23 protein-coding genes and 2 pseudogenes are annotated in these 22846 nt (G+C 58.3%); 5 read left to right on the top strand and 20 right to left on the bottom strand.

All coding sequences use genetic code 11. From position 1 onward, the window contains the following. Positions 1 to 78: 78 nt before the first annotated feature. Positions 79 to 225: a DUF1127 domain-containing protein gene (locus ACJJVH_RS19500; RefSeq protein WP_412065825.1), complete on the bottom strand. Its 147-nt coding sequence runs from the start codon at positions 223 to 225 to the stop codon at positions 79 to 81. 161 nt (positions 226 to 386) lie between these two features. Between ACJJVH_RS19500 and ACJJVH_RS19495 the strand changes: the two are divergent. Then, positions 387 to 1343, top strand: a pseudogene (locus ACJJVH_RS19495) (aldo/keto reductase). 31 nt (positions 1344 to 1374) lie between these two features. Here the strand turns inward: ACJJVH_RS19495 and ACJJVH_RS19490 are convergent. Next, positions 1375 to 2238, bottom strand: coding sequence for a hypothetical protein (locus ACJJVH_RS19490; RefSeq protein WP_412065824.1), 864 nt, complete (start codon positions 2236 to 2238; stop codon positions 1375 to 1377). A gap of 131 nt (positions 2239 to 2369) precedes the next feature. Here ACJJVH_RS19490 and ACJJVH_RS19485 point away from each other — a divergent pair, with 131 nt between their 5' ends. After that, entirely contained in the window at positions 2370 to 2876 is a 507-nt protein-coding gene (locus ACJJVH_RS19485; protein ID WP_412065823.1) for a hypothetical protein, read from the top strand. Positions 2877 to 3134: 258 nt separating this feature from the next. Further along, complete coding sequence (locus ACJJVH_RS19480; RefSeq protein ID WP_412065822.1) at positions 3135 to 3689, top strand: hypothetical protein; 555 nt, start codon at positions 3135 to 3137, stop codon at positions 3687 to 3689. Positions 3690 to 4022: 333 nt separating this feature from the next. On the opposite strand, the gene ACJJVH_RS19475 is transcribed toward ACJJVH_RS19480, so the two are convergent. From ACJJVH_RS19475 to ACJJVH_RS19465, 3 genes are all read right to left on the bottom strand, one after another. Further along, positions 4023 to 4448, bottom strand: a complete 426-nt coding sequence (locus ACJJVH_RS19475; RefSeq protein ID WP_412065821.1) for an SMI1/KNR4 family protein — start codon at positions 4446 to 4448, stop codon at positions 4023 to 4025. A gap of 111 nt (positions 4449 to 4559) precedes the next feature. Next, the gene (locus tag ACJJVH_RS19470) at positions 4560 to 5486 is read right to left on the bottom strand and encodes an IS110 family transposase (RefSeq protein ID WP_412066235.1); all 927 of its coding nucleotides are present in this window, start codon (positions 5484 to 5486) and stop codon (positions 4560 to 4562) included. Between the two features lie 222 nt (positions 5487 to 5708). Next, positions 5709 to 6469, bottom strand: a protein-coding gene (locus ACJJVH_RS19465) for an IS5 family transposase (RefSeq protein WP_412065820.1) whose coding sequence is annotated in 2 segments (ribosomal slippage) — positions 5709 to 6145 and positions 6145 to 6469 — 762 coding nt in all. Because the reading frame shifts where the segments join, the coding sequence is not laid out codon by codon here. 116 nt (positions 6470 to 6585) lie between these two features. Between ACJJVH_RS19465 and ACJJVH_RS19460 the strand changes: the two are divergent. After that, positions 6586 to 6873, top strand: a pseudogene (locus ACJJVH_RS19460) (LysR family transcriptional regulator); the annotation flags it as partial. Between the two features lie 176 nt (positions 6874 to 7049). Here ACJJVH_RS19460 and ACJJVH_RS19455 read toward each other — a convergent pair. The 10 genes from ACJJVH_RS19455 to ACJJVH_RS19410 all read right to left on the bottom strand — a co-directional run bounded on the left by ACJJVH_RS19455 (position 7050) and on the right by ACJJVH_RS19410 (position 17133). Beyond that, positions 7050 to 7295 carry a MarR family winged helix-turn-helix transcriptional regulator gene (locus ACJJVH_RS19455; protein WP_412065819.1) on the bottom strand — a complete coding sequence of 82 codons (246 nt, stop codon included), beginning with the start codon at positions 7293 to 7295 and terminating at the stop codon, positions 7050 to 7052. 118 nt (positions 7296 to 7413) lie between these two features. Then, positions 7414 to 8481: an ABC transporter ATP-binding protein gene (locus ACJJVH_RS19450; RefSeq protein WP_412065818.1), complete on the bottom strand. Its 1068-nt coding sequence runs from the start codon at positions 8479 to 8481 to the stop codon at positions 7414 to 7416. 81 nt (positions 8482 to 8562) lie between these two features. Next, positions 8563 to 9861 (bottom strand): D-tagatose-bisphosphate aldolase, class II, non-catalytic subunit, encoded by a 1299-nt coding sequence (locus tag ACJJVH_RS19445; RefSeq protein ID WP_412065817.1) that lies wholly within the window; start codon positions 9859 to 9861, stop codon positions 8563 to 8565. Beyond that, complete coding sequence (locus ACJJVH_RS19440; RefSeq protein WP_412065816.1) at positions 9858 to 10811, bottom strand: SIS domain-containing protein; 954 nt, start codon at positions 10809 to 10811, stop codon at positions 9858 to 9860. Before ACJJVH_RS19440 ends, ACJJVH_RS19445 begins: the two co-directional genes overlap by 4 nt. A gap of 11 nt (positions 10812 to 10822) precedes the next feature. Continuing rightward, positions 10823 to 11680: a carbohydrate ABC transporter permease gene (locus ACJJVH_RS19435; protein WP_412065815.1), complete on the bottom strand. Its 858-nt coding sequence runs from the start codon at positions 11678 to 11680 to the stop codon at positions 10823 to 10825. Next, a complete protein-coding gene (locus ACJJVH_RS19430) occupies positions 11680 to 12597 on the bottom strand; it encodes a carbohydrate ABC transporter permease (protein WP_412065814.1) in 918 nt (305 codons plus the stop codon). Before ACJJVH_RS19430 ends, ACJJVH_RS19435 begins: the two co-directional genes overlap by 1 nt. Beyond that, complete coding sequence (locus tag ACJJVH_RS19425; RefSeq protein WP_113399806.1) at positions 12594 to 13850, bottom strand: ABC transporter substrate-binding protein; 1257 nt, start codon at positions 13848 to 13850, stop codon at positions 12594 to 12596. Before ACJJVH_RS19425 ends, ACJJVH_RS19430 begins: the two co-directional genes overlap by 4 nt. Beyond that, positions 13843 to 14841 (bottom strand): N-acetylglucosamine kinase, encoded by a 999-nt coding sequence (locus tag ACJJVH_RS19420; RefSeq protein ID WP_412065813.1) that lies wholly within the window; start codon positions 14839 to 14841, stop codon positions 13843 to 13845. Before ACJJVH_RS19420 ends, ACJJVH_RS19425 begins: the two co-directional genes overlap by 8 nt. Beyond that, positions 14838 to 15632, bottom strand: a complete 795-nt coding sequence (locus tag ACJJVH_RS19415; RefSeq protein ID WP_113400149.1) for a DeoR/GlpR family DNA-binding transcription regulator — start codon at positions 15630 to 15632, stop codon at positions 14838 to 14840. Before ACJJVH_RS19415 ends, ACJJVH_RS19420 begins: the two co-directional genes overlap by 4 nt. 184 nt (positions 15633 to 15816) lie before the next feature. Then, positions 15817 to 17133 carry an alpha-glucosidase/alpha-galactosidase gene (locus ACJJVH_RS19410; RefSeq protein ID WP_412065812.1) on the bottom strand — a complete coding sequence of 439 codons (1317 nt, stop codon included), beginning with the start codon at positions 17131 to 17133 and terminating at the stop codon, positions 15817 to 15819. A 108-nt stretch (positions 17134 to 17241) separates the two neighbouring features. Here ACJJVH_RS19410 and ACJJVH_RS19405 point away from each other — a divergent pair, with 108 nt between their 5' ends. Continuing rightward, complete coding sequence (locus ACJJVH_RS19405; RefSeq protein WP_412065811.1) at positions 17242 to 18099, top strand: helix-turn-helix domain-containing protein; 858 nt, start codon at positions 17242 to 17244, stop codon at positions 18097 to 18099. Between the two features lie 258 nt (positions 18100 to 18357). Here ACJJVH_RS19405 and ACJJVH_RS19400 read toward each other — a convergent pair whose 3' ends face one another. The 5 genes from ACJJVH_RS19400 to ACJJVH_RS19380 are packed head-to-tail and all read right to left on the bottom strand — an operon-like array spanning position 18358 to position 22744. Next, a complete protein-coding gene (locus ACJJVH_RS19400; protein ID WP_412065810.1) occupies positions 18358 to 18528 on the bottom strand; it encodes a hypothetical protein in 171 nt (56 codons plus the stop codon). Then, the gene (locus ACJJVH_RS19395) at positions 18525 to 19979 is read right to left on the bottom strand and encodes an NAD-dependent succinate-semialdehyde dehydrogenase (protein WP_412065809.1); all 1455 of its coding nucleotides are present in this window, start codon (positions 19977 to 19979) and stop codon (positions 18525 to 18527) included. Before ACJJVH_RS19395 ends, ACJJVH_RS19400 begins: the two co-directional genes overlap by 4 nt. Before the next feature lie 11 nt (positions 19980 to 19990). After that, positions 19991 to 21073 (bottom strand): ABC transporter ATP-binding protein, encoded by a 1083-nt coding sequence (locus ACJJVH_RS19390; protein ID WP_412065808.1) that lies wholly within the window; start codon positions 21071 to 21073, stop codon positions 19991 to 19993. Beyond that, positions 21070 to 21870 (bottom strand): ABC transporter permease, encoded by an 801-nt coding sequence (locus ACJJVH_RS19385; RefSeq protein ID WP_412065807.1) that lies wholly within the window; start codon positions 21868 to 21870, stop codon positions 21070 to 21072. The genes ACJJVH_RS19390 and ACJJVH_RS19385 overlap by 4 nt, the downstream gene beginning before the upstream one ends. Position 21871: 1 nt before the next feature. Next, the gene (locus ACJJVH_RS19380) at positions 21872 to 22744 is read right to left on the bottom strand and encodes an ABC transporter permease (protein ID WP_113399812.1); all 873 of its coding nucleotides are present in this window, start codon (positions 22742 to 22744) and stop codon (positions 21872 to 21874) included. Between the last annotated feature and the right edge of the window lie 102 nt (positions 22745 to 22846).

The following is a 22846-nucleotide window of genomic DNA, read 5'->3' as shown; positions in this document are numbered from 1 at the left end:
CCGAAATATGGGCCTTAACGCAAAAACGCCCGCGTCATTAGCGGGCGTCGAGCATCACGAAAGCTTAGTGTCGTGCAATCAGCGCGTAACTGATGCGCGAGCGACGCTGCGAATCTCTGCGCGGTCGATGCCGAGGTCGTGCAGATTGCGATCGGACATACGACCAAGTTCGTTGACGGTGTTGCGGAACTTGCGCCAGTTGTTGAAAGTGCGAGCTACGTTCATGTTAGATCCCCTTTCCTGAGGGTTGCTCGACGTCAGCAACCCGATTGGCTCTGGCGTCGTTTCGATGACTGAAATATAGCTATTTCAAACGATTTAAACCAGCGATAGTCTTTCATCTCACCTATGCACAGAGCGCACGGCCTGCATGGTTTCTGCAAGAAATGGCTATTCCTTGTGCATCCAGCCGCGCGCTGATCCGTCATGCGATCGAGAACGGCATCAACTTCTTCGACACCGCCAACCTCTACTCGAACGGCGCGAGCGAGGAGATCCTGGGCAGGGCGTTAAAGGACTTTGCCAACCGGGATGCGGTGGTGATCTCCACCAAGGTTTCCGCGCCCATGCGCAACGGGCCGAACGCAATCGGCTTGTCCCGTAAAGCGATCCTGACTGAAGTCGATCACCGCCTAAGGCGTCTCGGGACGGACTACATCGACATTTATCACATTCACCGGCGCGACCAGCTGACGCCTTGGGAGGAGACGCTCGAAACGTTGCACGACCTCGTGAAGTCCGGCAAGGTCCGCTACCTGGGCGCCTCTTCGATGAAAGCCTGAGAGTTTGCCAAGGCATTGCGCCTGCAGACCGCGAACGGGTGGACTCGGTTCATCTCCATGCAGGACAATTACAACCTGCTTGGCCGCGAGGAAGAGCGCGAGATGCTTCCGCTTTGCGCGGACGAAGGTGTGCAGACCATCCTCTATAGTCCGCTCTGCCGCGGCCGGCTCGCGCCCTTGGGGCGAGACAACGGCCCGTACACAGGCCGAGAAATACGCCACATCATATGAAGACATACCGAGCGACAGCGATCGGAAGATCGTCGACGCCGTGGCCGACATCGCGAACGAGCGTGGCGTCAGCATGGCCCAGATTGGCCGATTGGCCTTGCTTGGCTGCCGCGAAATCCCGTCGTGGCGGCGCCGATAGTCGGCGCTCTGAAGGCAAAGCATATCGATGACGCCGTGGTAGCGTTGTCGATCATGCTCAGCGACGACGAGGCAAAGCGACTGGAAGGTCCCTACACGCCGCGCGTCGACTATCAGAACGTCTCAGATCCAGCGATGCTCGCCCACGCATCCGAGATGGCGACTGGCTTCAAAGCGTCTGTTCTCGGCTGACCAGTAAGCAAGCTTCGGCCTTTCGCTCAATCTAGTGGCCAAGGATCTGGCTCATAAACAACTTCGAACGCTCATGCTTGGGGTTCTGGAAGAATTCGGCTGGAGTGGAATCTTCGATAATTCGACCTTGATCCATGAAGACAACGCGATCAGCGACCTTGCGCGCGAAACCCATCCCGCGTGTGACACAGAGCATCGTCATGCCATCATTGGCAGTTCGATATTCCTTGCTGAGGATGCCGCTGATCTCGGCATGAAATTCCGGCGGAGGCATGAAGCCTGTGACAATCCTCTGCCGGTCGACATGGAACCGAAGGCTTTTGCCCATCCCATAGGAGAGCACCATCTGGCTCGCGATTTGCGTCGCGGTGTCCAGGTCGGACCCGGTTGCGCCCGCACCTTTGGAGCCTTGGACGACCTCCTCCGCTGCCATTCCGGCAAGCGCAATTCGGATTCGTGCAAGGAGTGTTGCTTCGGTGGGAAGCATGGTTTCCGTCATCTGACAAAGCACTCTTCCTCCCTCTTGGAGGTCGGAGCCCTCCTCAACAAAGCTGTCCTCCAGCTCGATGACGAGCTCATCGACCAGCCTGCTCGCCAGCGTGACGATAACGTGGCCACATTCGTGCACGGCAATACGGAGGACCGCAACTTCCGGAAGTTTTGTCCTCGCGGGAAGGCTCGTTCTCAGATCTTCCAACGTCACCGTGCCGCCCTTGCTTCGCGCGCTGCGCTTCGCCTTCCGCGCCAGGTTTTGAAGATCGGCCGGCGTCGCGGTGCGAAGGCCGTCTGTGACGCTTCGAACCTGCGAGACTTTGATGGCATGCGAGACGTGACGACACAGTATCCGGGCCGACGTAATCGTCCACCGCTTCCGGCAGAAGCAGCAGTTGTGCATGGTCTGTTCCTGAACGATGTGCCATGTCAGAAATCTATCAGCTATGATTCGCTTCAGAAATCGCTCAACGAATTTTGGAGCGACTTTTTTAACGGCGTAACGTCACATCGTATGATTGCAGGAGCTTCCCAATGAGCGGAGTCTCAAAGTCGGTGCTATCTCGTTTGCTCAATCGGTGGGCATGGTTAGAAAAACCTTCAAAAACCGCGACGAGTGCGTCTGCATACTTGCGATCAGGAAAGGTGCTGATACAGGCAAATCTTCCAACCACGACCGGACTTATGATTGCATCCGGCCCGGTGCATACAGCTCCGCATGACAATCCCGATGCCGTCGGAGAGGCTCTTCGAGCAGCATTATCTCTGCCATATGACACTCTCCCCCACCCGCATCAGGATAAATGGCCATCTGTGCAAACGCCAATGCTTGCAGCGGCCGGAGTACGGTCATGGAAAACCCTGGCCAAGGGCAGCAAGGCGGTCGGTGTGACCCTCAATGGGGCTGATTTGCAATTGACACCCACTACACATTACGATCAAGCTGGCGGCACTGCGCTGGAGGAAGATACAGTCCGATGCGAGCTGGCTCATTCCAAGCTCGGGGCCGCGCTTTTGGAGGCCTTCGCACGTTGCCAGTAAACGAACCGCCGTCCGTAACAAGATTCACCGTTGCGAAACTCATGCAGGTCAGCGGAAACTCGACGGGAATCGCCTACGGAGTTTTTGGACGGCCTGCAGGATTTGTGCGAAACACGCTATCAGCCGGATGATGCTTTTAAGCGCGACGCCCTCTGGTTGCTCTCTTGGCCAAAGACGGTTCGGCCCCTTCACATGGTTGCCTCACGCCTTTTCTGCTCGATGAATTCTATGACGTGTTGCGATAGATAGGGAATAACAATGAGCCACCGCATTCCCGTATTCTTTGCACCCGTGGATGAGAACCTCTTACTTCCCGCAGGATCGACGCCGGAAGACGCCTATGAGGCTGAGGAATTTAATGAGCTTCACGACACCGGGGCGCTTTGGTCGGATACCTCGCGTAATTGGTGGCACATCTATTTGGCGGCGGCGATGGCTCGCACACAAGCACTCGATGGGCTAAAATTTCTGGAAGACGAAGAATGTATTACGATTCCGCATGGCGGGCTCGGTGCGGTAATCAGCTCGATTGACCGGCTTCTGAAAGCTCTATCGGAAATTCAAACGGAAGGTTGCGATGAATCCGTCAGCAGATACGCTGGTATCGTTAGAAGGGCCGAATACCTCACCGAACTGGAGACGGTCATGCCGAGCCAAGATAACTCGGATAGCACCGAGAACGCGCCAGATCAGGTTATGGCTGATCGCATGGATGCGATTTCGTTCTATCGCTTTCTTGTTTCATTGAGGTTCGTCGCCCATGAGGCTGCCAGCACTGGAAAATCAATGCTCTGGGTTATCCCAGCTCCGTAGGCTGGTCGCACTTAGGCTACCTTGGATGTCGCTGAAATTCTTCAGATCGTCCCAGAACCCTCAGTGCAGTTCCTGATGGGAGTTTTTAGACGGTCTGCCTGACTTTTGCGACGCTTCAAAACTCAGGATTTGTGCGGCATGGAGGGCCTTCATCGCACCGCGCCCAACTGCGGTTCATTGCTTGCGCGGACCGCCGCAATGACCTCCTCCAGCACGCTTGCAATGCTTGCACGGTGGCGGATGAGCCCTGAGCTAGGCAGAAACTCCCACACCTCTTCAGTCATCGCATGGATACACAATTCATAGGCATCCCACGATGCGAATGGAATCAATTCAGGAACCCAATACCCCGGGGTCGTCTTCGCCCGAAGGAGGAAAAGTCGGCGGTGGATCAAAGACAATATAGTAATTCTCGGCATGTATCTTGTGGTTCTCAATGACCTCGGCGGGGCTGTGCAGCCGATGTTCTCCAAATAAGCCAGTGACGCCGGGCGGAATGTATTGCTGCCCACCATGTACGGCATACACTGCGCGCAGCTCGTCCGGAATTGGTAAGGACAATTCCAGTGCAATTTGGTCAATAGCGTCCTTACTGACAGGCGGAAGCAGTCCGTGCCCGCAGTTCAAGCCCGCTGCGTCGTAGACTCTCTTCGCTTCAGCAATCAGCGATTCCATCAACATCCCTTCTTGGCAACCCCTTTGTCGATTTTCAAATTTGAACGAGGTTTCGCGAAAATCCCAAAAAAGGATGTCATTCATAACGATAAACGGCAACGATTAAGGTCGCAAATTGCCGCACTGGGATGAAAGCAACGCACCTCGCCTCTGATCTGCGTTTGAGCGCAAACGCTACTCTAGCAACTGTATCTTTTAGGCTGCCGCAGCGGTCCAGTTTTGACGGTTCTTGCATAGCGCGTTTGCGATAGTGACCAGCTTTCTGGCGACCGCGGTGATGATGACCTTGTGCGGTTTTCCGGCCTTGCGGAGGCGATCTGCGAAGGATTTGAGGCTCGGGTTGTGATATGCCGCGACCAAGGCCGCCTGGAACATCACATGCCGCAGGGCGCGGCGACCACCGGCGATGGCCCGTTTTCCGCGAAGAGTTCCGCTGTCGTGCGCGACCGGGGCCAATCCGGTGAGTGCGGCAGCCTCTTCGCCGGTGATGGTGCCGATCTCGGGCATTTCTGCGACCAGCATTGAACTCGCAACCGGGCCGATCCCTGGGATAGAACGGAGAAGACCGGCGGTCTCCGACAGGCGTTCATCGCTCGCGATGGCCAGGGTGATGCGGTCTTCCAGTTCTTTGATCAGGCTGTCGATCCGTTGCTTCAACTCGGTGTCGACGTCCTCGAACATCACGGCGGTGCCGAGCTTCTGATGCGCACGGATTTGAGCCAGAAGTCGTTTTCGCATCTCGACCAGCTGCGCTCTTTTGGTCGTCAAAGCTCTGAGAAGGCGTAGCTTTTCCGCAGGAAGACTGCGGCCTGCTTCGGGCCGGAAGGCGAAGAAGCGGGCGATGAGCTCGGCATCGATCCGGTCGGTCTTGGCGCGTGTGCCACGGCTTTGCGCAAACGCCTTCACCTGAGCCGGGGGCACTTGGCGGGCGGCAACACCTTCTGTCTCAAGAACCGCCCAGAGCTGCCATTCCTGACCGCCAGTCGACTCAAAGCAGACGACGGCATCCTGGTCCCGGGCAAGATCTGCCACGGCAGCATGACCTGCTGGAGCATTTGGCACTTTGCAGCGATGTCCATCCGGGAGGCAATGAACGTCAAGCCAATCGCGGCTGACATCTATGCCGATAACGCGGCCATGTGATAGGTTGTCTATGCTCTCTTCCTTCTGGTACGCGGTCCTTGCAAGGCCGCAATCAACTGTTCGAGACGATGAAGAGAGGCGGTGCCGACAGGCTAGAGAACGTGGTCATGCCACAAGGGTCAGACGTCGCGCACCACCCCGTCACTGACCCTGGCCGGGGCCGGTGAGAACCCGGATACAGAAGCGGTCAGGACTCGTTGGTCAGAGCCAGAAGATGACGGTTGCGGCGAGAGCGATGGCTGAGAAGAAGGCCATTGGGCACCTGTCGTAACGGGTAGCAACACGCCGCCAGTCCTTGAGACGCCCGAACATGATCTCGATCCGGTTGCGCCGTTTGTAGCGGCGCTTGTCGTATTTGACGGTCTTGTTTCGGGATTTCCTACCCGGAATGCAGGGAGTGATCCCCTTCGCTTGTAAAGCGTCATGAAACCAGTCGGCATCGTATCCACGGTCGGCCAGCAGCCATTTGGCCTTGGGAAGTTCATCAAGCAAGGCGGCAGCACCGGTGTAATCGCTGACCTGTCCTGCCGTTATAAAGAAACTGATCGAGCGACCATTCGCATCCGTTACGGCATGAAGCTTGGTGTTCATGCCGCCTTTCGTGCGTCCAATCAGGCGGCCTGCGCCCCCTTTTTTACCCGCAGGCTGGAAGCCGTGCGGTGGGCCTTGAGATAGGTCGCGTCGATCATGATCGTCTTTCGCTCCGCAGCATCAGGCACAGCCAGGCCTTCCATCATCTGGAGAAAGATGCCCTTGTCACCCCAGCGTTTCCAGCGGTTGTAAAGCGTCTTTGCGGGGCCGTATTCCTTCGGCGCATCACACCACCTGAGCCCATTGCGGTTGACGAAGATGATCCCGCTCAGAACGCGTCGATCATCAACGCGCTGGCGGCCATGGCTCTTGGGAAAATAGGGCCGAAGACGAGCCATCTGCTCGTCCGTTAGCCAAAACAAATTACTCATCAGTCGGGCTCCTATACGCCCGGCTGAATCACAGCCGTCACTTCAAATCAATGGGTCCTGAACCTAGCTTCTGATGGGTTCGCCTTCAGGCCTGCGGCTGCGCAGGATCCGGATAGATGATTGATTGGAATGACGTCCGTTATTTCCTTGCTGTCGCAAACGAAGGCTCGGCCGCCGAGCGTCTCGAGGTCGATCATTACACCGTGCTACGGCGCACCGCCCAATTGGAAGGCGCCTTGGAACGCAAATGTTCGAGAAGTGGCCCCTCCAGCTATCGGCTGACAGATGTGGCTGAGGAAATCCTTGAATTCGCCGAGCAGATTGGAGCATCCTCGAGCCAGCTTGCGACAGGCGTGTTCGGTCGCTACCAGAGCGTGCGCGAGCGTCTGCGGGTATCGAACGCGTGAAGACAGGTGAAGAAGCGGCAAGTCAGGCATTCCAAGCATTGAAGCAATCCCTGCGCCTTCTCAGCCGACCTTGAACCGATCAAACACCGTCAGGTGCTTGACCGACAAGTCGGCATCCCACCGATAGATCTCGGTGCGCGGGAAAGCGCATCCCTCAGGCCATTCAGTTCCAGTCATCGGCTCTGGGATCCCACATCCTTACCTTGCAGCTTGCCGAGCAGCACCTGCAGAGCAGAACGCAAAACCTCCAGGTCCCTTTCGCCGAGGAGCTGCGCCCACTGTTCTTCGACGCGCTTGCCGGTGGCCATCGCGAGCGGACGTATCTGCTTTCCACGTTCCGTAAGGAAAACCAGGCGTGCTCGCTTGTCGGTTGGATGCCGCCGCCGCTCGACATAGCCTAGTTTCTCCAGTTCCTCCACGGCGGTGATCGACGACCGCTGCGACCGACAGGCGTTCTAAGCAGCACAATTAGATATTGGCGACGCGCAACTTGGCTCTTGCGCTCATGTCGCGTTGGCAAATCACGCGCCGCACTCATCACCACGCCAAGCGTTTACCACTCTCAACTTCAAACAGATGTAGTTTACTGACATCCGGCACAAGCGGGAGAGCATCACCGGGACGTACGTCCAGGCGCTCACGTACCGTCGTAACAAGCACGTCAGTACCAATGTTTGCAGTCAACTGCGTTTCGGCTCCCATCGGCTCGATCACGGCGACCTCCGTCGCAACCCCGCCCTGCCCGACTAGCAGGTGCTCCGGTCGAATGCCGTAGATCACTTCCGTTCCGCGCGTCACGGCGATGCCTTCGGGGAGCGGAAGGACGCCTCCACCATCGGCGATGAAATTTAGTGGCCCGTCAACGCTGATCCTACCGCGAATGAGGTTCATTCCGGGGGAGCCGATGAAGCCGGCGACGAAAAGACTGGAAGGCCGGTCGTAGAGCTCCAGCGGCGATCCGATCTGCTCCACGAAACCATCCCGCATGACGACAATCCGGTCGGCCATCGTCATGGCCTCGATCTGGTCGTGGGTGACATAAATAGTCGTCGTCCGTAAGCGCTGATGCAGTTGCTTGATTTCGGAACGCATCTGCACGCGCAGTTTGGCATCGAGGTTGGACAGCGGCTCGTCGAACAGGAATACTTGTGGCTGCCTGACGATCGCCCGTCCCATGGCGACGCGCTGGCGCTGACCGCCGGAGAGATTGCGCGGGTACCGGTCGAGTAAGTGTTCCAGGCCTAGTATCTGCGCGGCATCGCGAACGCGCTGCCGGATATCCTCCTTCGGCGCCTTGGCCAGCCGAAGCGAAAAGCCCATATTCGCCTCAACGGTCATGTGTGGATAGAGTGCGTAGGATTGGAATACCATAGCGATGTCGCGGCTCTTGGGTTCGACATCGTTGACAACGCGGCCGCCGATTGCGACATCACCGCCGCTGATCTCCTCAAGTCCGGCGATCATGCGAAGAAGCGTCGATTTTCCACAGCCCGAAGGGCCGACGAGAATGACGAATTCGCCATCCTTGATATCGATATCCACCCCATGCAGAACTTCGAAGTGACCGTAGCTCTTGCGGACATTCGTTACGCTTACCGATGCCATTATGATCTCCAATTAGAAAAGCGTATGTCTGATCGCCGTCGCCCTCGCCGACCACCGGGGCCAGGCAGCCTGCCGGGCGCCTTACGCAATCGTAGCTGCAAAATAAGGTTCCAGGGCCGCATCGATCGCCGCAATGCAGAGGTCGCGCGCACGAGGCAGAACCTTCTTCGCGACCACTGCCGGATAAACCCGGCCGAGATACTGGCTGATGAGCGTTTCTGGAATATCACCTTCGAAGCGCGCAAGCAGAGTCTCGACAGTTGCCGCCGCCCGCTCATCCGGCCAATAATAACGAATGCGGTCGCTATAACTGAAGTGGCGCTGCAAGCGCTGTTCTTCAGGCGGGCCGCGATAATGGGAATTCCAATGACCCGGATTTTCGAGCATGACGGTCTCCATCGTCGCGTAGAGAGTATCCGCCCGGGCCTCGCCAGCAAGAACCGATGCGATGCAGTCGAGGCCATAGAGCGCCTCTCGCAAGGCAAAGGTCAGGCCGGGACCCACCTTGAGAATTGCAAATCCGCCGTCCACGAGGGCCGAAAGCGCTGTCGCGGGCTGATAGTCGGTGGAATGTGCCTCGAAGAGCAGGCCGGGCATTTCGTCCAGAGCGCCGATCAAGGCGCCAGCGCGATCCGGCCTGTAAAGAGCGACATTAGCATTGCCGAACTCAACGCCGGGCTGAACGACGATGGCGATCACCCGCCCCAGAGCACTTTCGACACCCGCTTTCGCAAAGGCCGCGCGATGCACCGCCAGCGTCTTCTTCGTCGCCTCGGGTCGCGTGACATCGAGTTCGTCAAGGGCATGGGTAGCGCCGCCGGGCGGCGGCACTTCGGTTCCGATAATATAGACAGGTGGCCGGCGACCAACACGAAGAGCCGCCTCTTCCGCCATGCGGGCAAGCTGCGCGGCACGTTCCGCCGTCAGTTCGTCGGCCAGAGCCGCGGGCTCTCCGGCGCAGCCCATCGATGTATCGAGATGGATCTTCTCGAACCCCGCCTCGACATAGGCCGCAATCATCGCCTCAGCCTTCGCCATCGCTTCCTCTGGCGGCAGCTTCCTCCAGGGGTTCGGCCCGAGATGATCGCCTCCAAGGACGATGCGATCGATGGGAAAGCCGAGCGCGGTGGCGGCGTCTTCGACGAAGCGGCGAAAGTCGGCGGGCGTCATGCCGGTATAGCTGCCGTCCTGATTGACCTGATTGCAGGTGGCTTCGATGAGCGCGACCGTCTCATCGGAGGCAGCGCGCCTGAGCGCCGTCTCGATGACAAGTGGATGAGCCGAGCAGACCGAGGTAATCCCGCGCGGCAAGACTTTGACGCGGTCGCCAAGGAGCTTTTTCAGGGCAACGCCGCGATTGTGTTCGACGGGGGTGTTCATCCGAGCATCACGACCTTGGTCAGATGACGGGGCGATACCGTATCGATGCCCTTTGCCTGCGCTGCCCGTTCGCCAAGAACCTGCAAGGCCGGCAGCACGCAGAGGCCGGCAAGTGCAGGATCGCAATCGACCCTCAGTTCCAGGTCGCCCGGGCCGCCGAACCCGATGACCGCCGCACCTTTTTGCCGCAATTCTTCCACCAGCAACACCTCGGCAGCTTTCTGGTCGGCGCTGTAGAGCATGACGACCGCGGTGTTTTCATCGACGAGGCTGATCGGTCCGTGCCGGTATTCCAGCGGATGGAAAGCCTGCGTCACGATCTGGCTCATTTCCATCAGCTTCAGCGCACCTTCCAGGGCAATGCCATAGAGCGATCCACTGCCGAGGAAAACGAAATGCGACCGACCTTCGATGATCGACGGAAGTGCCGCATCGAGCTGATCGGCCAGGCGGTGGGCCGATTGGGCGATCGATGCCGGGATCTTCACGCCGACCATCTGCATGCCCAGAAGCAGCATCAGGCTCGCCGAGACCGTCATGACGATCCCTTCCTCGCCGTGGGTCGCCGCTTCGATCAGTCGGTCGCAGTTCTTGGCCAGCGCGCTCTTGGGCTCGACCGTGATGGCGGTGACGAAAATGCCGGCTTTGCGGCTTGCCTTGGCGGCGGCAACCGTTTCGGTCGTCTCCCCGCTGCGCGAAAGGGCCACCAGATGCACCTTCTGCCAGCGCGGCCAGAAGGCGGCCGGCCGATTCAGCCACTCTGCGCCCGGCGCGGCAATCGCCGGATAGCCGGCATGATTGGCATAAGTCGCAAGCGACAAAGCGAGATTATAGGACGTGCCGCAACCCAGAAAGACCGTCAGTTCGGCCTCGTGCGGGGCGGAGACCAGTCCGGTCGCCTTTTCCCAATAGGGGAATTGCTCGAAGATCACCCTTTCCGTCGTATTCATATCAGCTCCGATTACTTGACCGATCCGGCCAGCAGACCGCTGACGAGGTACCGATTGAGAAAGATAACGACCAGGGCGGGAATGATGATGGCGATCGATCCGCTTGCCGTGATCAGCCCATAGTCGATAAAGTTCTTGGTGACGAATTCGGGGATCAGCACCGTCAATGGCTTCGTCGCCTGCGGCGAGAAGATGAGCGGGACGAGATACTGTCCCCATGCGCCAAGAAAGGTGAGGATCGCTGCCGCCGTCAACCCTGGACCGGCGAGCGGCAGGACGATGTTGAAGAAGATGTAGAGCCTGCCTGCTCCGTCGAGCTGCGCGGCCTCTTCCAGCGCGATCGGCAGCGCTTCGAAGACGCTCCGCAACAACCAGAGCGACAGGGGCAAGTAGGCAGAGACGTAGATCAGGGCAATGCCGACATAGGTATCGACCAGATGCAGGCCGATCATGATTCGGTAAAGCGGGATGAGCACCGCATAGCCAGGAATTGCAAGTGTCGCGACGACGGCGGCAAACAGGAAGCTACGTCCAGGAAACCGGATTCGCGTGAAGGCATAAGCTCCGAGCGCAGAGATCGCGACACAGAGAAGCGTTGCAGCCACCGACGTCACGATGCTGTTGATCAGTGCGGCGCGGAACTGCGACCAGACCTGAACCCCGCCGATGCGAGCAATATTGATGCCGAAGAGACGCGAGAAATGATCCAGCGTGAAATGCTGCGGAAAGAAATGGATGGGTCGTACCGAGAAGTCCTCGGTCGGGGTGATCGAGCTTGCTAGCGTCCAATAGATCGGTCCGAGCGACCAGATCAGGAGAACCGCGACACCGGCCCAGATCAACAAATGATGGGAGAGGCTCTGTTTCATCAGTCAAACCGGGTGTTGCGATAGACGCGCAGGACATAAACGAGCGAAACCAGCAGCGAGACCAGCGTGATCACGAGCGACAGCGCCATACCGTAGGAGAAGCGCAGGTTCTGGAAGGTCTCGAGATAGATCTGGACGAGAACGGGCCGAGTTTCGAGGCTGGACCCCGCCAAGACCCATGCCTCATCGAAGAGATTGAATGCGTTGACGGTCGCATTGGTCATGGCGACGGCAATGGCGCTGCGCACCAGCGGAAGCGTGACCAGCGCGAACATCTGCGTGCGGGTGGCGCCGTCGATCCGCGCCGCCTCGTAGAGATGCGCCGGGATGCTCTGCATGGCGGCGAGCACGATGACGATGGTCAGGGGCATCATGCGCCAGACGTGGACCACCGTGACGGCGATGATGGCGCTGGCGCGATCGTTGAACCAGACATGGTTGTCGAAAGGCAGGCCTACCGCCGAAAGAATGCCATTCAGTAATCCTGCTCCGGGCTGGTAGATCCAGAGCCAGATCACGGCATTGACGACACCGGGGAGCGCCCAGGGCAGAACGACGGCGGCCAGCAGCCATCGGCGGCCAACCTTGACCTGATTGATGAGCGCAGCGGCGAGCACGCCGAACACCGTTTCGGCTACGACTGCAAGCACGACGTAGATAAACGTATTGATCCACGTCGTACCAAGCGGCGCGTCGGAAAACATGCGGGTGTAGTTTTCCAGCCCGACAAAGGGCGTGCCCGCCTGCATCGGATTGACCCTGTGCAGGCTGTCCCAGACCGTTCTCGCGATCGGGTAGAAGACAAGGGCCGCCATCGTGATCAGGATCGGCGATACGAGCAGAATGCCCAGCGTGGTGTCGGACTTGATGCCGACGCCACGCTTGCTCCTGCCACCGGCAGAGACTGCGATCGTCATTGTGCCGATGCCTGCTTCGCCGCTTCGGCGATGTTCTGCATGGCCTGATCGACGGTGACCTGGCCCTTCGCGGCGCTATTGATCGCCGTGTTCACGGCGCTGGAGAATTCCGGATACCAGGGAGGCGTGCCCTGCGGGAATAGCGGCTCGACGGTCTTCGATTGCGCCACAAGCGTATCGCCGCTCAGCAACTCACCGGCAGCGTTCAGCTCGGACAGTGCCGAGGTGCGGGTCGGCAATGCGCCATTGGCCGCATTCTTCTTCTGGAACTCCTTGCTGGTGAACCATTTGACGAAGGCGATGGCCGCTTCCTTGTTCTGCGAGACGCGCGGAATGGCAAGCGCCTCGGGAAGGCCGAAGCTGCGGGTCTCACCGCTGGCGGTTGGTACCAGGATCGCCTCGACCTGACCGGCGACCTTCGATTGCTTCGGATCGTTCATTTGACCGATCCTGCCGGGCTCACCCGAAATCATGATACTCGTCACGCCCTGGGCAAACATGCTTTCATTGATCTGGCTATCCTTGAGGCCGGTGGAGGCCGGATCGACCAGGCCTTCCTTCAGCAGCATCAATTCAAAGGCGAGCGCCTTGTAGCCGGCAGAATCCTTCGAGACGAAAAGCGGCTTGAAATCCTTGTCGAACAGTTCGCCCCCGAAAGCCTTCGTCAACAGATACCAGCTCGTTGACGCACCTTCGGTCGCCGAAAGCGGCAGTCCGATCGGATAGGTCGCGATCTTCTTTTCCTTGATCTGCTTGGCAGCAGCGACCAGTTCGTCGAGTGTCTTCGGCATCTTGGTGATGCCCGCATCCGCGAAATGTTTCTTGTTGATGAGCATGACGCGGAAGTCATTGGTATAGGGCACGCCGAGCAGGTTGCCGTTGACCGTGAAGATGTTAGAAACGCCAATATCCTTGACGGTATCCGCATCGATCACATCGTTGAGCGGCAGATACCAGTCGGCGGCGCTGAACTGGCCGGTCCACGACCAGTCGAACTCGGTGACATCGGCTGGTGCGGTTCCGGCAATCAGTGATGTGACGAGCTTCGGACGGATGTCGTCCCAGGTGAGTGTCTGCATATTGACGTGAATGCCGGTCTCGGCTTCGAAGTCGCCGGGAATGTTCGGCGCCTGCGGCGAAGGCATCAATACCGTGATCGATTGGCCGGCAAGCGGTTTCGCATCCTGAGCGAGAGCTGGAACGGCGGCAAAGAGCGACGCGAGAGCGAAAAATGGCAAAGTATATTTACGCATGTTCCCTTCTTTCCTTGTTATTGAGGTCTGCTTCACTGGAATGCACCACCGCGGTCTTGGCCGTGGCAGCGATTTGCATGACCCAGCCGTAATCCACCGGCCAGTCGAGGAGTCGGGCGGCCGCCAAAAGGGCGCCACCGATGGGGGAAAGCTTCGGGCTCACAGCCGGGCGGCCGATGCGCCGCTCCAGCGCGGCAAGCAGGGCGCGGCTTGCAAATGTTCCGCCGGCATAGGTCCACTCAGCGCCTGTATCGCAATGCGGCGCTATGGCCTTCATATGCTTTGCAAGCTCGGATGCTGCCTGGTCGATCAACTGCCTCGCCGCACCATCGCCGGCACTTGCGACACGATCGACAAGAACCGCAAGCGCTGCAATCTGGGCGCGCGGATTCTTAAGTTCGCTGACCCATCCGCCAAGTGCGTTGACCGGGTCGAAACTGTCGAGATTCAGGAATTCGAACATGGCTTTCGCGAGCGCAGTCGGACCCGCACGCCCATCAAGGCTCTGGCTGACGAGGCTGAGGGCCGCCCGCCCGATCCAATAGCTGCTGCCCTCGTCACCGATGACGTCGCCCCAACCGCCGGCACGGGCGGATAGACCGGCAGCGTTGCGCGCCCAGGCCATCGAACCCGTGCCGGACAGGATCAGAATGCCGGGCTCGCCGGCAAAGGCGCCGAGATGGGCCGCGTCGACATCGTTGAGAATATGCTTTCGCACCTTGGTAAAGCTGGCCTCGATCGCCTCGCGCTGCTGTTCGGACAGCCGGGCCACCTCGCCATAGGCAGGCAGGGCGGCGGCGACGGCCGCGAGATGCTCTTGTTCCAGAAAGGGGCGGAGCGCAAGGTCCAGTTCGTGCTGCCAATTCGTATTGTCCATCGGATTGACGCCGCCGCTGCGCGACATTCGTAACACTTTGCCAGATCGGTCGGCGAGCGCGACCAGCACCTTGCTGCCTCCGCCATCGATGCCAAGGATCAGGTCGCCGCTCATTCCGGCGCTCCGAGATCCGCGATCGTCATCTCGACGCCGAGATTGACAAGTTCGCTGCGCCAATGCGCAGAAAGGCCGGCATCCGTGATTACCTTCGCAGCGCTCAAGGGAGCGACCTTGTAGGTCGTCATGGTGCCGAATTTCGAGGAATCTGCCAGCACGAAGCGGTGAGCCGAGCGGCTGAGCATACATTTGTTGAGGCTCGCTTCGGCGCTGTCGACGCTATAAATCGCGCCGTCGGGGCTGATGGCGCTGGCGCCGAGGAAGAGCTGATCGAACCAGATGCTCTCAAGCATCGCTTCGGCCTGCGGGCCGACGAGCGAGGCGTTTTCGCTACGCAACTGGCCGCCGAGCAACACGACTTCCAGATTGGGAATATTGAGGAACTCCTGCGCCACCGTTAGGCCGTTGGTAAAGATGCGAAGCGGCATCGGGTTCAGGCGGACGAGGCGGGCAAGCTGCAGCACCGTGGTGCCGGCATCGAGGAAGATAGCCGTGCGCGGCGTCAGAAGATCGTAAGCCGCCGTTGCGATGGCGCGCTTGGCTGACAGATGCCGCTTGGCCCGTTCCTGGAAGGCAAGCTCCACCGAAGAACTTTCAGCGATGCGCGCGCCGCCGTGGACGCGATCGATAGCGCCCTCTCTTTCGAGAACCTGCAGGTCCCTGCGCACCGTTGCCAGGGAAGCGCCGATGGTATCCGCAAGCGCCTGGATGGTCGAAAACCCGTTCGCATACAGATGGCTGCGAATAGCGTCGAGACGATCGACTTTCACTCCCCCGGCTTGGCTCAACGAAGGTTCCTCTTCCATTATCATTTCTATTTCGCTCAGACTTCCACCCCGTAGGATCAATGTCAATCATGCTTTTGATCCTTTTTGATCGAATTTAAAAATCGATAGGTTCAGTAAATGACAAAGCGCGGCTTCCTCCTGTGAGGAAACCGCGCTTGCGCGTGACGTCTTATTCCGAATGGGTTTAGTGATAGGCTGGCAAAAGACTGCCGTGCTGCTCGATCAAGTCATCCACCAGCTTCCAGATCTGATCCGGTGACAGCTCCGCCGACGTATGCGGATCAAGAAGAGCCGCCTGGTAGATGCGATCCCGCCTCTTGGTCAGTGCCGCCTCGACTGTCAGTTCCTGCACGGAAACGCTTAAGCGCATGACGGCGGCGAGCGGCGAGGGTATGCGTCCGATGCTGATCGGCTGGATGCCGTTATGATCGACATGACAGGGTACCTCGACGATGCACTGGTCGGGTAGGTTCTGAATGAGGCCGTTGTTCGGGACGTTTCCGTAGATCAGCGCAGGCTGTCCGCTGAGGGCTGCATGAATGATGCCCGCCGCATATTCATTGCTGCGGCACACGTCGATTGGCTTGCCTCCTTCCAGATCGCGGCGCAGCTCGTGCCATTCGGCGATCTGGACTTCGCAACGGCGGATATATTCATCTAGTGGAATGTTTAGCCGCTCAATCAGATCGTTGCGACCTTCCTTGATGTACCAGGACGTATATTCCGAAAAATGCTCGCTCGATTCCGTGACGAAGTGACCAAGCCGTTTTAGAACATCGAACCGGACGCGATCGTCGGAGGGAACGCGTCCTTCGTCAGCCAGGGCGCACAGGCGCGGATAGAGATCCTCACGGCTGCCGTCGGCTTGCAGCTTTTCGTATTTGAGGAAGAAGGCGACGTGGTTGATGCCGGCCGAGAGATAGTTGATATCGGCAATGTCCTCGCCGAGGCAATCGGCAAGATGGGCGGCGCTATGCTGCACGCTGTGGCAAAGTCCCACGGTGCGGATGCTCGGCGCGATCTCCTTGATCGCCCAGCAATTGATCGCCATCGGGTTGACATATTGCATCAGCAGGGCATTCGGACACACGTCTTCCATGTCGCGGCAGATGGCTTCGAGAACGGGAATGGTGCGCAGCCCGCGGAAGATGCCGCCGATACCGAGCGTATCGGCGATGGTCTGCCTAAGGCCATATTTCTTCGGCACGTCGAAGTCGGTTACCGTTGCTGGCTTGTAACCGCCGACCTGCATCATCAGGATGACGAAATCGGAGTTCCGAAGGGCGACACGCCGATCGAGTGTCGCCTCGATACTGACCTTGTCCAGCTTCAGTGCCTCACAGATGCGCCGTGCGACGATTTCGGATGTCTTCAAACGCTCGGGATCGATGTCGAACAGGCTGATGACGTAATCGCCATCGCCCTCAGATGAGAGAACATCGCCCAGGATGTTCTGCGCGAAGACGGTGCTGCCGGCACCCACAAGACAAATCTTTGGCATGACAAACTCCGGATAGTTGGGCTTCGACGTTTCATTGCTCCTTTCAAACCGGAACTTCTTCCTGCTAATTGGATAGTTCTTCCTAGATTCGAGTCACAGGACAACTTCATGCGAAGGGATAACAGCGCTGGGCGCGAAGCTTCGATCATCTCGCAAGGCGATTTTCTGATCGAGCGCCATATCGCCAGGGCCATGGGTGCAGCCCACTGGCACGATCATGTCGAAATCAACTTCCTCCTCAATGGGCGGATGACATATCTGTTTAGCGGAAGGCAGGAGCAGATCGAGGCTGGGCGGCTTGCTCTCTTCTGGGCCGCTATTCCGCATCAAACCATTGCGGTCACTCCGGATGCGCCGCTTATCTGCATCTATCTTCCACTCGTCGATTTTCTGGCCTTGGCCATAGACAGGAAAGCCAGGCAGTCGATCATGCAGGGGAGATTCCTGACCGAAACGCGACCGCAGCTAGCCAACGCGATCCTGCTCCCGCAATGGGTGGAGGAATGGCAGGACGGCAACACCGCGCGGCGGCAATTGATCGCAGACGAGGTCAGGCTCAGGGTGCGCCGTCTTGTTCTGGATGCAGCGGATGGCCATGCCCCAGCCGCCGGGAAATCGGTGGCGACGCCTGTGGGTCCTGCCGTGCGTCGCGCCGAAATGCTCACAGACTTGATAAACATGCATTATGCAAAACCGCTGAGCATGCCGAAGCTCGCCGAGCTTGCCGGAATTCATCCCAGCACCGCTAACAAGATTTTTCGCGAGGTGCTTGGCATTTCGGTGAATGAATATCTCACAAGGTACCGGCTAGCACGGGCCATGCAGAAGCTCGCCGATACCAAAGAACCCATTCTGCAGATCGCCTATGATTGCGGCTTCGCTTCCACTAGCCGGTTTTACGATGTCTTCAGGCAGCGGACCAGAACTACGCCCAAGCAATTCCGCACCACATCGACAAAAAAATAAACTCGCCAACTCTTTCGCACAAGGTGCAGCAAGCTCTCGAAGGTCTTCCGAGCCCGGCATCTTAAATGGCCAGTAATCTTTCCATCGCGAGATGATTGGCAAAAGCGGGAGCCCAAACGATTGCGCCTTGGCTTAGGGGTTTCTGCGAAACCCGCTTTCTGTCTATACGCGCGCTTGGAGTAAAAGAGTACCTAAAAATCGATCTGCTGCCGGTACATTTCGGCAACGTGAACTTCGAGTGGACGAGCCGAATAGCGCTCACATGGCGGCCGAGCGCCGACCTAGCTCGACGAGCATGGTCTGATACATGAGGTCGATGGAGTTGATAAGCTCGACTGCGGCGCTATAGAGTTTTTCAAAAACAGTATAACGATCAAGATCATAGACTGGAAGATAGGGTGCCAGCTCTGTCGCTTGAGACAGTATCACCCAACACCTCCTATGCAGAGATATTTGAGTTCGGTATATTCTTCAATGCCGTGGCGTGAACCCTCGCGCCCCAGACCCGACATCTTCACGCCGCCAAAGGGCGCTTCAGCGGTAGAAATTGCGCCCGTATTGACGCCGACCATGCCGTATTCAAGCGCTTCGGCAACCCGGAAGACGCGAGAGAGATCACGCGCATAAAAATAGGAAGCAAGGCCGAAATCAGTATTGTTGGCCTGCGCGATCACATCCGCCTCATCTTCGAAACAGAAAAGCGGCGCGAGCGGCCCGAATGTTTCCTCATGTGCCACCTGCATGCCGGCATCGACGTTGCACAGGATCGTCGGCTCGAAGAAATTGCCGCCTAGCGAATGTCTCCTGCCACCGACGGCGATTTCAGCACCTTTGGAAAGTGCATCGGCAATATGGGTCTCAACTTTCGCAACGGCGTTGCCGTCGATGAGCGGGCCGAGAACGCTTCCCTCCTCCAACCCGTTGCCGACCTTCAGATATGAGACCGCCCGCGCGAATTTTTTAGAAAAAGCATCATAGACACCACTCTGCACATAAAAACGGTTGGCGCAGACGCAGGTTTGACCATTGTTGCGGAACTTGGCGATCAGCGCTCCCTCCACGGCCGCATCGAGATCGGCGTCCTCGAAAACGATGAAGGGTGCATTGCCGCCGAGTTCCAATCCCAACTTCTTGATCGTCGGCGCGCATTGCCGGTAAAGATGTTCTCCCGTGCGCGTCGAACCGGTGAAAGTGAGAAGACGGATATCCGGACTTGCGGTCAGCACCCCGCCGATTTCGGCGGCAGGCCCGGTCAGAATGCTGAAGAGTGCAAGTGGAAGACCAGCGCGCTCAGCGAGGATAGCGAGCGCGATGGCAGAAAAAGGAGTCTGTGGCGCAGGCTTCAACACCATCGCGCAACCGGCGGCCAGCGCTGGGCTGACCTTGCGAGTGATCATGGCATTAGGGAAATTCCACGGCGTAATGGCCGCGACGACGCCGACCGGCTGGCGCAACACCAAAATGCGCTTGTCGGGCTGATGGCCGGGCACCGTCTCACCACTGATACGGCGCGCCTCCTCGGCAAACCATTCGATGAAGCTTGCTCCGTAGGCGATCTCGGCCTTCGCTTCGGCCAACGGTTTGCCCTGTTCCAACGTCAGGATCATGCCGAGATCGTCACGGTTTTCCATGACGAGCCGGTGCCACTCCTTCAGGATTTTTGCACGTTGGCCGGCTGTGCATCGCGCCCAGCTCTTCTGGGCGATCACGGCCGCGGCAATCGCCTCCTGCGTTTCCGTCGTGCCGAGTTCGGGAACCCGACCCATGATCTCTCCCGTAGCGGGATTACGGATCGTTGCCGTTTTTCGGCCAGCGCAGCCGATCCAGCGACCGGCCACCGGAACTTTCTCGCCAAAAAGCTTGAGATCGTTCATATGCATAGATCAACCCCTCAACAGAAAACCTGCGCCGAGGCCGGGTCGAAGGCGAGATGCACGAGGTCGCCGCGGTTAAGGCCTGCGATCGCCTCGTGGCCGAAGGGCAGGCGCACGGCAAGCAGTTCACCCGCACCGGTATGGGCAACGACATGGACGTTGTTGCCGAGGAAGGTAATATCGCTGACGGTGGCTTGAAAACCGGCAGGGGAGCCCGCCTGGTTGCGACTGAGCTGCAACCGTTCAGGACGCAACATCAATGCCGCTTTTTTTCCTGAGCCCGCCTCGCCGTGAACCGGAATATGATCGAAGACTATATCCTGACCGATAGAAACAGTTGCCTTGCCATCCGAGGCTGCGAGGAGTTCGCAGGCGATAAAATCGCTGTCGCCGATGAATTCGGCCACGAAACGGGTAGCAGGGTGAGCATAAAGCTCCGGCCCCGTGCCGACCTGATCGATAACCCCTCTGGAAAACACGGCGATCCGGTCGGAAAGACGCAGGGCCTCTTCCTGATCGTGAGTAACATAAAGAATCGTCACTTCCGTCTGCTGGTGGATACGGCGGATTTCGAACTGGATTTCTTCCCGAAGCTTCTTGTCGAGCGCCGAGAGCGGCTCGTCCATCAGAAGCACCGGCGGATCATAGGCGAGCGCCCTTGCAAGAGCCACGCGCTGCTGCTGGCCGCCCGACATTTGCGCGGGCTTGCGATCTTCGAAGCCTTCGAGACGGACGAGACGCAGCATTTCCCTGACCCGGCTATCGATCTCGGCCTTGGACTTGCGGCGAACTTTCAGCGGAAAGGCAATGTTCTCTCCGACAGTCAGATGCGGAAACAATGTGTAGCGCTGGAACACCATGCCGATATTGCGCTTGTGCGACGGTGTCGACAGCAGCGTCTCGTCGTTCAGCAGAATATCGCCTTTGGTCGGATTTTCGAAGCCAGCCAGAATGTAAAGCGTCGTGCTCTTGCCCGAGCCGGAGGGGCCGAGAAAGGTCAGGAATTCGCCGCGCTTGACCTCAAGACTGACGTCGTGGACTGCGACGACGGGTCCGTATTCCTTGCGGATGCCTTTGATTTTCAGGAAGGATTCGCTCATGATTTTAGAACCTTGCGTGCGATCGCGGCCAACGTCATCAATGTGACCGTCAACAGAATGAGAAGAGTGGAAGCGGCGGCGACGACCGGGGTGAGATCCTGCCTCAGCGTTACCCAGACCTTGACCGGTAACGTCTGCAATGTTGGGCTTGCCATGAAGATCGCCACGACCACCTCGTCCCAGGACGTCAGGAACGAAAAGACGGCTGCAGAGAACAGTCCGTGGCTGATGGCAGGCAGCGTCACCCTTATCTTCGCCTCAAGCGGCGACGCACCGCAAACTACTGCCGCATCCTCAATCGACTTGTCGAAGCCTTCAAGCGCACCGGAGATGGACAAAATGGAAAAGGGCAGTGCCAGAACAAGATGGGACAGCACGAAGCCGATCAATGTGCCCCCGAGCCCCACGCGCAGGAAAAAAGCGTAAAGGGCAACCGCGAAGACGACGACAGGGAGGATCATCGGCGTCAAAAACAGAGCCTTCAATGCATCGCGAAACATGAATTTTCCGCGCACGAGGCCGAAAGACGTTACCAAGCCGAGCAGCACCGAAAGCACGGTAACAATTGCCGCGATTTTAAAGCTTGTCCCTGCGGAAGCCAGCCATTGTGGATCGGAAAGAAGCTCTGCATACCAGCGCCACGTCCAGCCTGGCGGCGGAAAGATCAGCCATTGCGACGAGCCGAACGACAAGGCCGCAATGAACAGGATCGGCATTAGAAGAAAAGCCGTGGTCAGGATTGTGATGACAAGCAGCACATATTTCCACCAGCCAAGGCGATCGAAATTCAACAGCATTTCAACGCCCTCCCGTATTTTGGACACCGAAGAGCCGTAGCTGCACGGCATAGAGCGTCAGCGTAACGACGAGCAGGACGAAGGCCGCAGCCCCGCCCATGCCCCAGTTGACGAGCGACTGCACGAACTGCGCGATGAGTTCGGCGAGCATCATGTTCGCCGTGCCGCCCAGCAGCGAGGGCGTGACGTAGTAGCCGAGCGACATGACAAAAACCATCAGGGCGCCTGCCATCATGCCGGGAGCGGCAAGCGGTAACAAAACGCGGGTGAGGCATTGCCAGCGGCTGGCGCCGCAAAGCGCTGCCGCCTGCAGCACGGCCGGATCGATCTTCTTGATGACGCCGTAAAGAGGCAGAATGATAAAGGGCAACATGATATAGGTCATGCCGATCGTGACACCGGTCAGATTGTTGACGAGGGCGAGCGGCTTGTCGATCAGCCCCATACCGATCAGCATCTTGTTGATCAGCCCCGTGCGCTGCAAAAGCACCATCCAGGCATAGGTTCGCGCTAAGAGGTTGGTCCACATCGATAGCAGCAGTATCGCGAATACGACAGTAGCCCATCGAGAAGGCATGATCGCCAGTGTCCATGCGACAGGGAAGCCAATCAGCAGCGATATAAAGGTGACGAAACCCGACACGATGAAGGTGTTAGCGAATATCTTCAGATAGGTTTCAGAGCCTAATAGTTCGGCATAATTGCCAAGGCCGAACATCGGCTCCATCACGCTACGCAAGAGCAGGGCGATGACCGGGAATATGAAAAAGATCGTCACGAAGGCGAGAGCCGGCACCACCTGTACAAGTCCCGTGGGCCTTGTCGCCTTGCGCGCCGGTGCCGCCTCGTTCGCAATGTCCATATATGCCGACATGGCAATTCCTTCCCATCGGAGGGCTGACGGACAGCCATGGCTGCCGATAGATCCACACCTCTCATTGCCGCACCGCGGGCCAAGGCCCACGGTGGCGTGGTC

This window comes from Rhizobium sp. SYY.PMSO, from assembly GCF_046840415.1.
GTDB lineage: Bacteria > Pseudomonadota > Alphaproteobacteria > Rhizobiales > Rhizobiaceae > Rhizobium.
The sequence above is the reverse complement of the archived record's forward strand: the minus strand, read 5'-3'. Positions and strand labels throughout refer to the sequence as shown.

What these genes read in the sequence shown, in the direction of transcription:
- ACJJVH_RS19395 (WP_412065809.1), bottom strand. Translation starts at nt 19,979, where the DNA reads ATGCATATGAACGATCTCAAGCTTTTTGGCGAGAAAGTTCCGGTGGCC.
- ACJJVH_RS19380 (WP_113399812.1), bottom strand. Translation starts at nt 22,744, where the DNA reads ATGTCGGCATATATGGACATTGCGAACGAGGCGGCACCGGCGCGCAAG.
- ACJJVH_RS19420 (WP_412065813.1), bottom strand. Translation starts at nt 14,841, where the DNA reads ATGAGCGGCGACCTGATCCTTGGCATCGATGGCGGAGGCAGCAAGGTG.
- ACJJVH_RS19500 (WP_412065825.1), bottom strand. Translation starts at nt 225, where the DNA reads ATGAACGTAGCTCGCACTTTCAACAACTGGCGCAAGTTCCGCAACACC.
- ACJJVH_RS19485 (WP_412065823.1), top strand. Translation starts at nt 2,370, where the DNA reads ATGAGCGGAGTCTCAAAGTCGGTGCTATCTCGTTTGCTCAATCGGTGG.
- ACJJVH_RS19480 (WP_412065822.1), top strand. Translation starts at nt 3,135, where the DNA reads ATGAGCCACCGCATTCCCGTATTCTTTGCACCCGTGGATGAGAACCTC.
- ACJJVH_RS19425 (WP_113399806.1), bottom strand. Translation starts at nt 13,850, where the DNA reads ATGCGTAAATATACTTTGCCATTTTTCGCTCTCGCGTCGCTCTTTGCC.
- ACJJVH_RS19445 (WP_412065817.1), bottom strand. Translation starts at nt 9,861, where the DNA reads ATGAACACCCCCGTCGAACACAATCGCGGCGTTGCCCTGAAAAAGCTC.
- ACJJVH_RS19430 (WP_412065814.1), bottom strand. Translation starts at nt 12,597, where the DNA reads ATGACGATCGCAGTCTCTGCCGGTGGCAGGAGCAAGCGTGGCGTCGGC.
- ACJJVH_RS19475 (WP_412065821.1), bottom strand. Translation starts at nt 4,448, where the DNA reads ATGAATGACATCCTTTTTTGGGATTTTCGCGAAACCTCGTTCAAATTT.
- ACJJVH_RS19440 (WP_412065816.1), bottom strand. Translation starts at nt 10,811, where the DNA reads ATGAATACGACGGAAAGGGTGATCTTCGAGCAATTCCCCTATTGGGAA.
- ACJJVH_RS19435 (WP_412065815.1), bottom strand. Translation starts at nt 11,680, where the DNA reads ATGAAACAGAGCCTCTCCCATCATTTGTTGATCTGGGCCGGTGTCGCG.
- ACJJVH_RS19410 (WP_412065812.1), bottom strand. Translation starts at nt 17,133, where the DNA reads ATGCCAAAGATTTGTCTTGTGGGTGCCGGCAGCACCGTCTTCGCGCAG.
- ACJJVH_RS19385 (WP_412065807.1), bottom strand. Translation starts at nt 21,870, where the DNA reads ATGCTGTTGAATTTCGATCGCCTTGGCTGGTGGAAATATGTGCTGCTT.
- ACJJVH_RS19450 (WP_412065818.1), bottom strand. Translation starts at nt 8,481, where the DNA reads ATGGCATCGGTAAGCGTAACGAATGTCCGCAAGAGCTACGGTCACTTC.
- ACJJVH_RS19405 (WP_412065811.1), top strand. Translation starts at nt 17,242, where the DNA reads ATGCGAAGGGATAACAGCGCTGGGCGCGAAGCTTCGATCATCTCGCAA.
- ACJJVH_RS19490 (WP_412065824.1), bottom strand. Translation starts at nt 2,238, where the DNA reads ATGCACAACTGCTGCTTCTGCCGGAAGCGGTGGACGATTACGTCGGCC.
- ACJJVH_RS19390 (WP_412065808.1), bottom strand. Translation starts at nt 21,073, where the DNA reads ATGAGCGAATCCTTCCTGAAAATCAAAGGCATCCGCAAGGAATACGGA.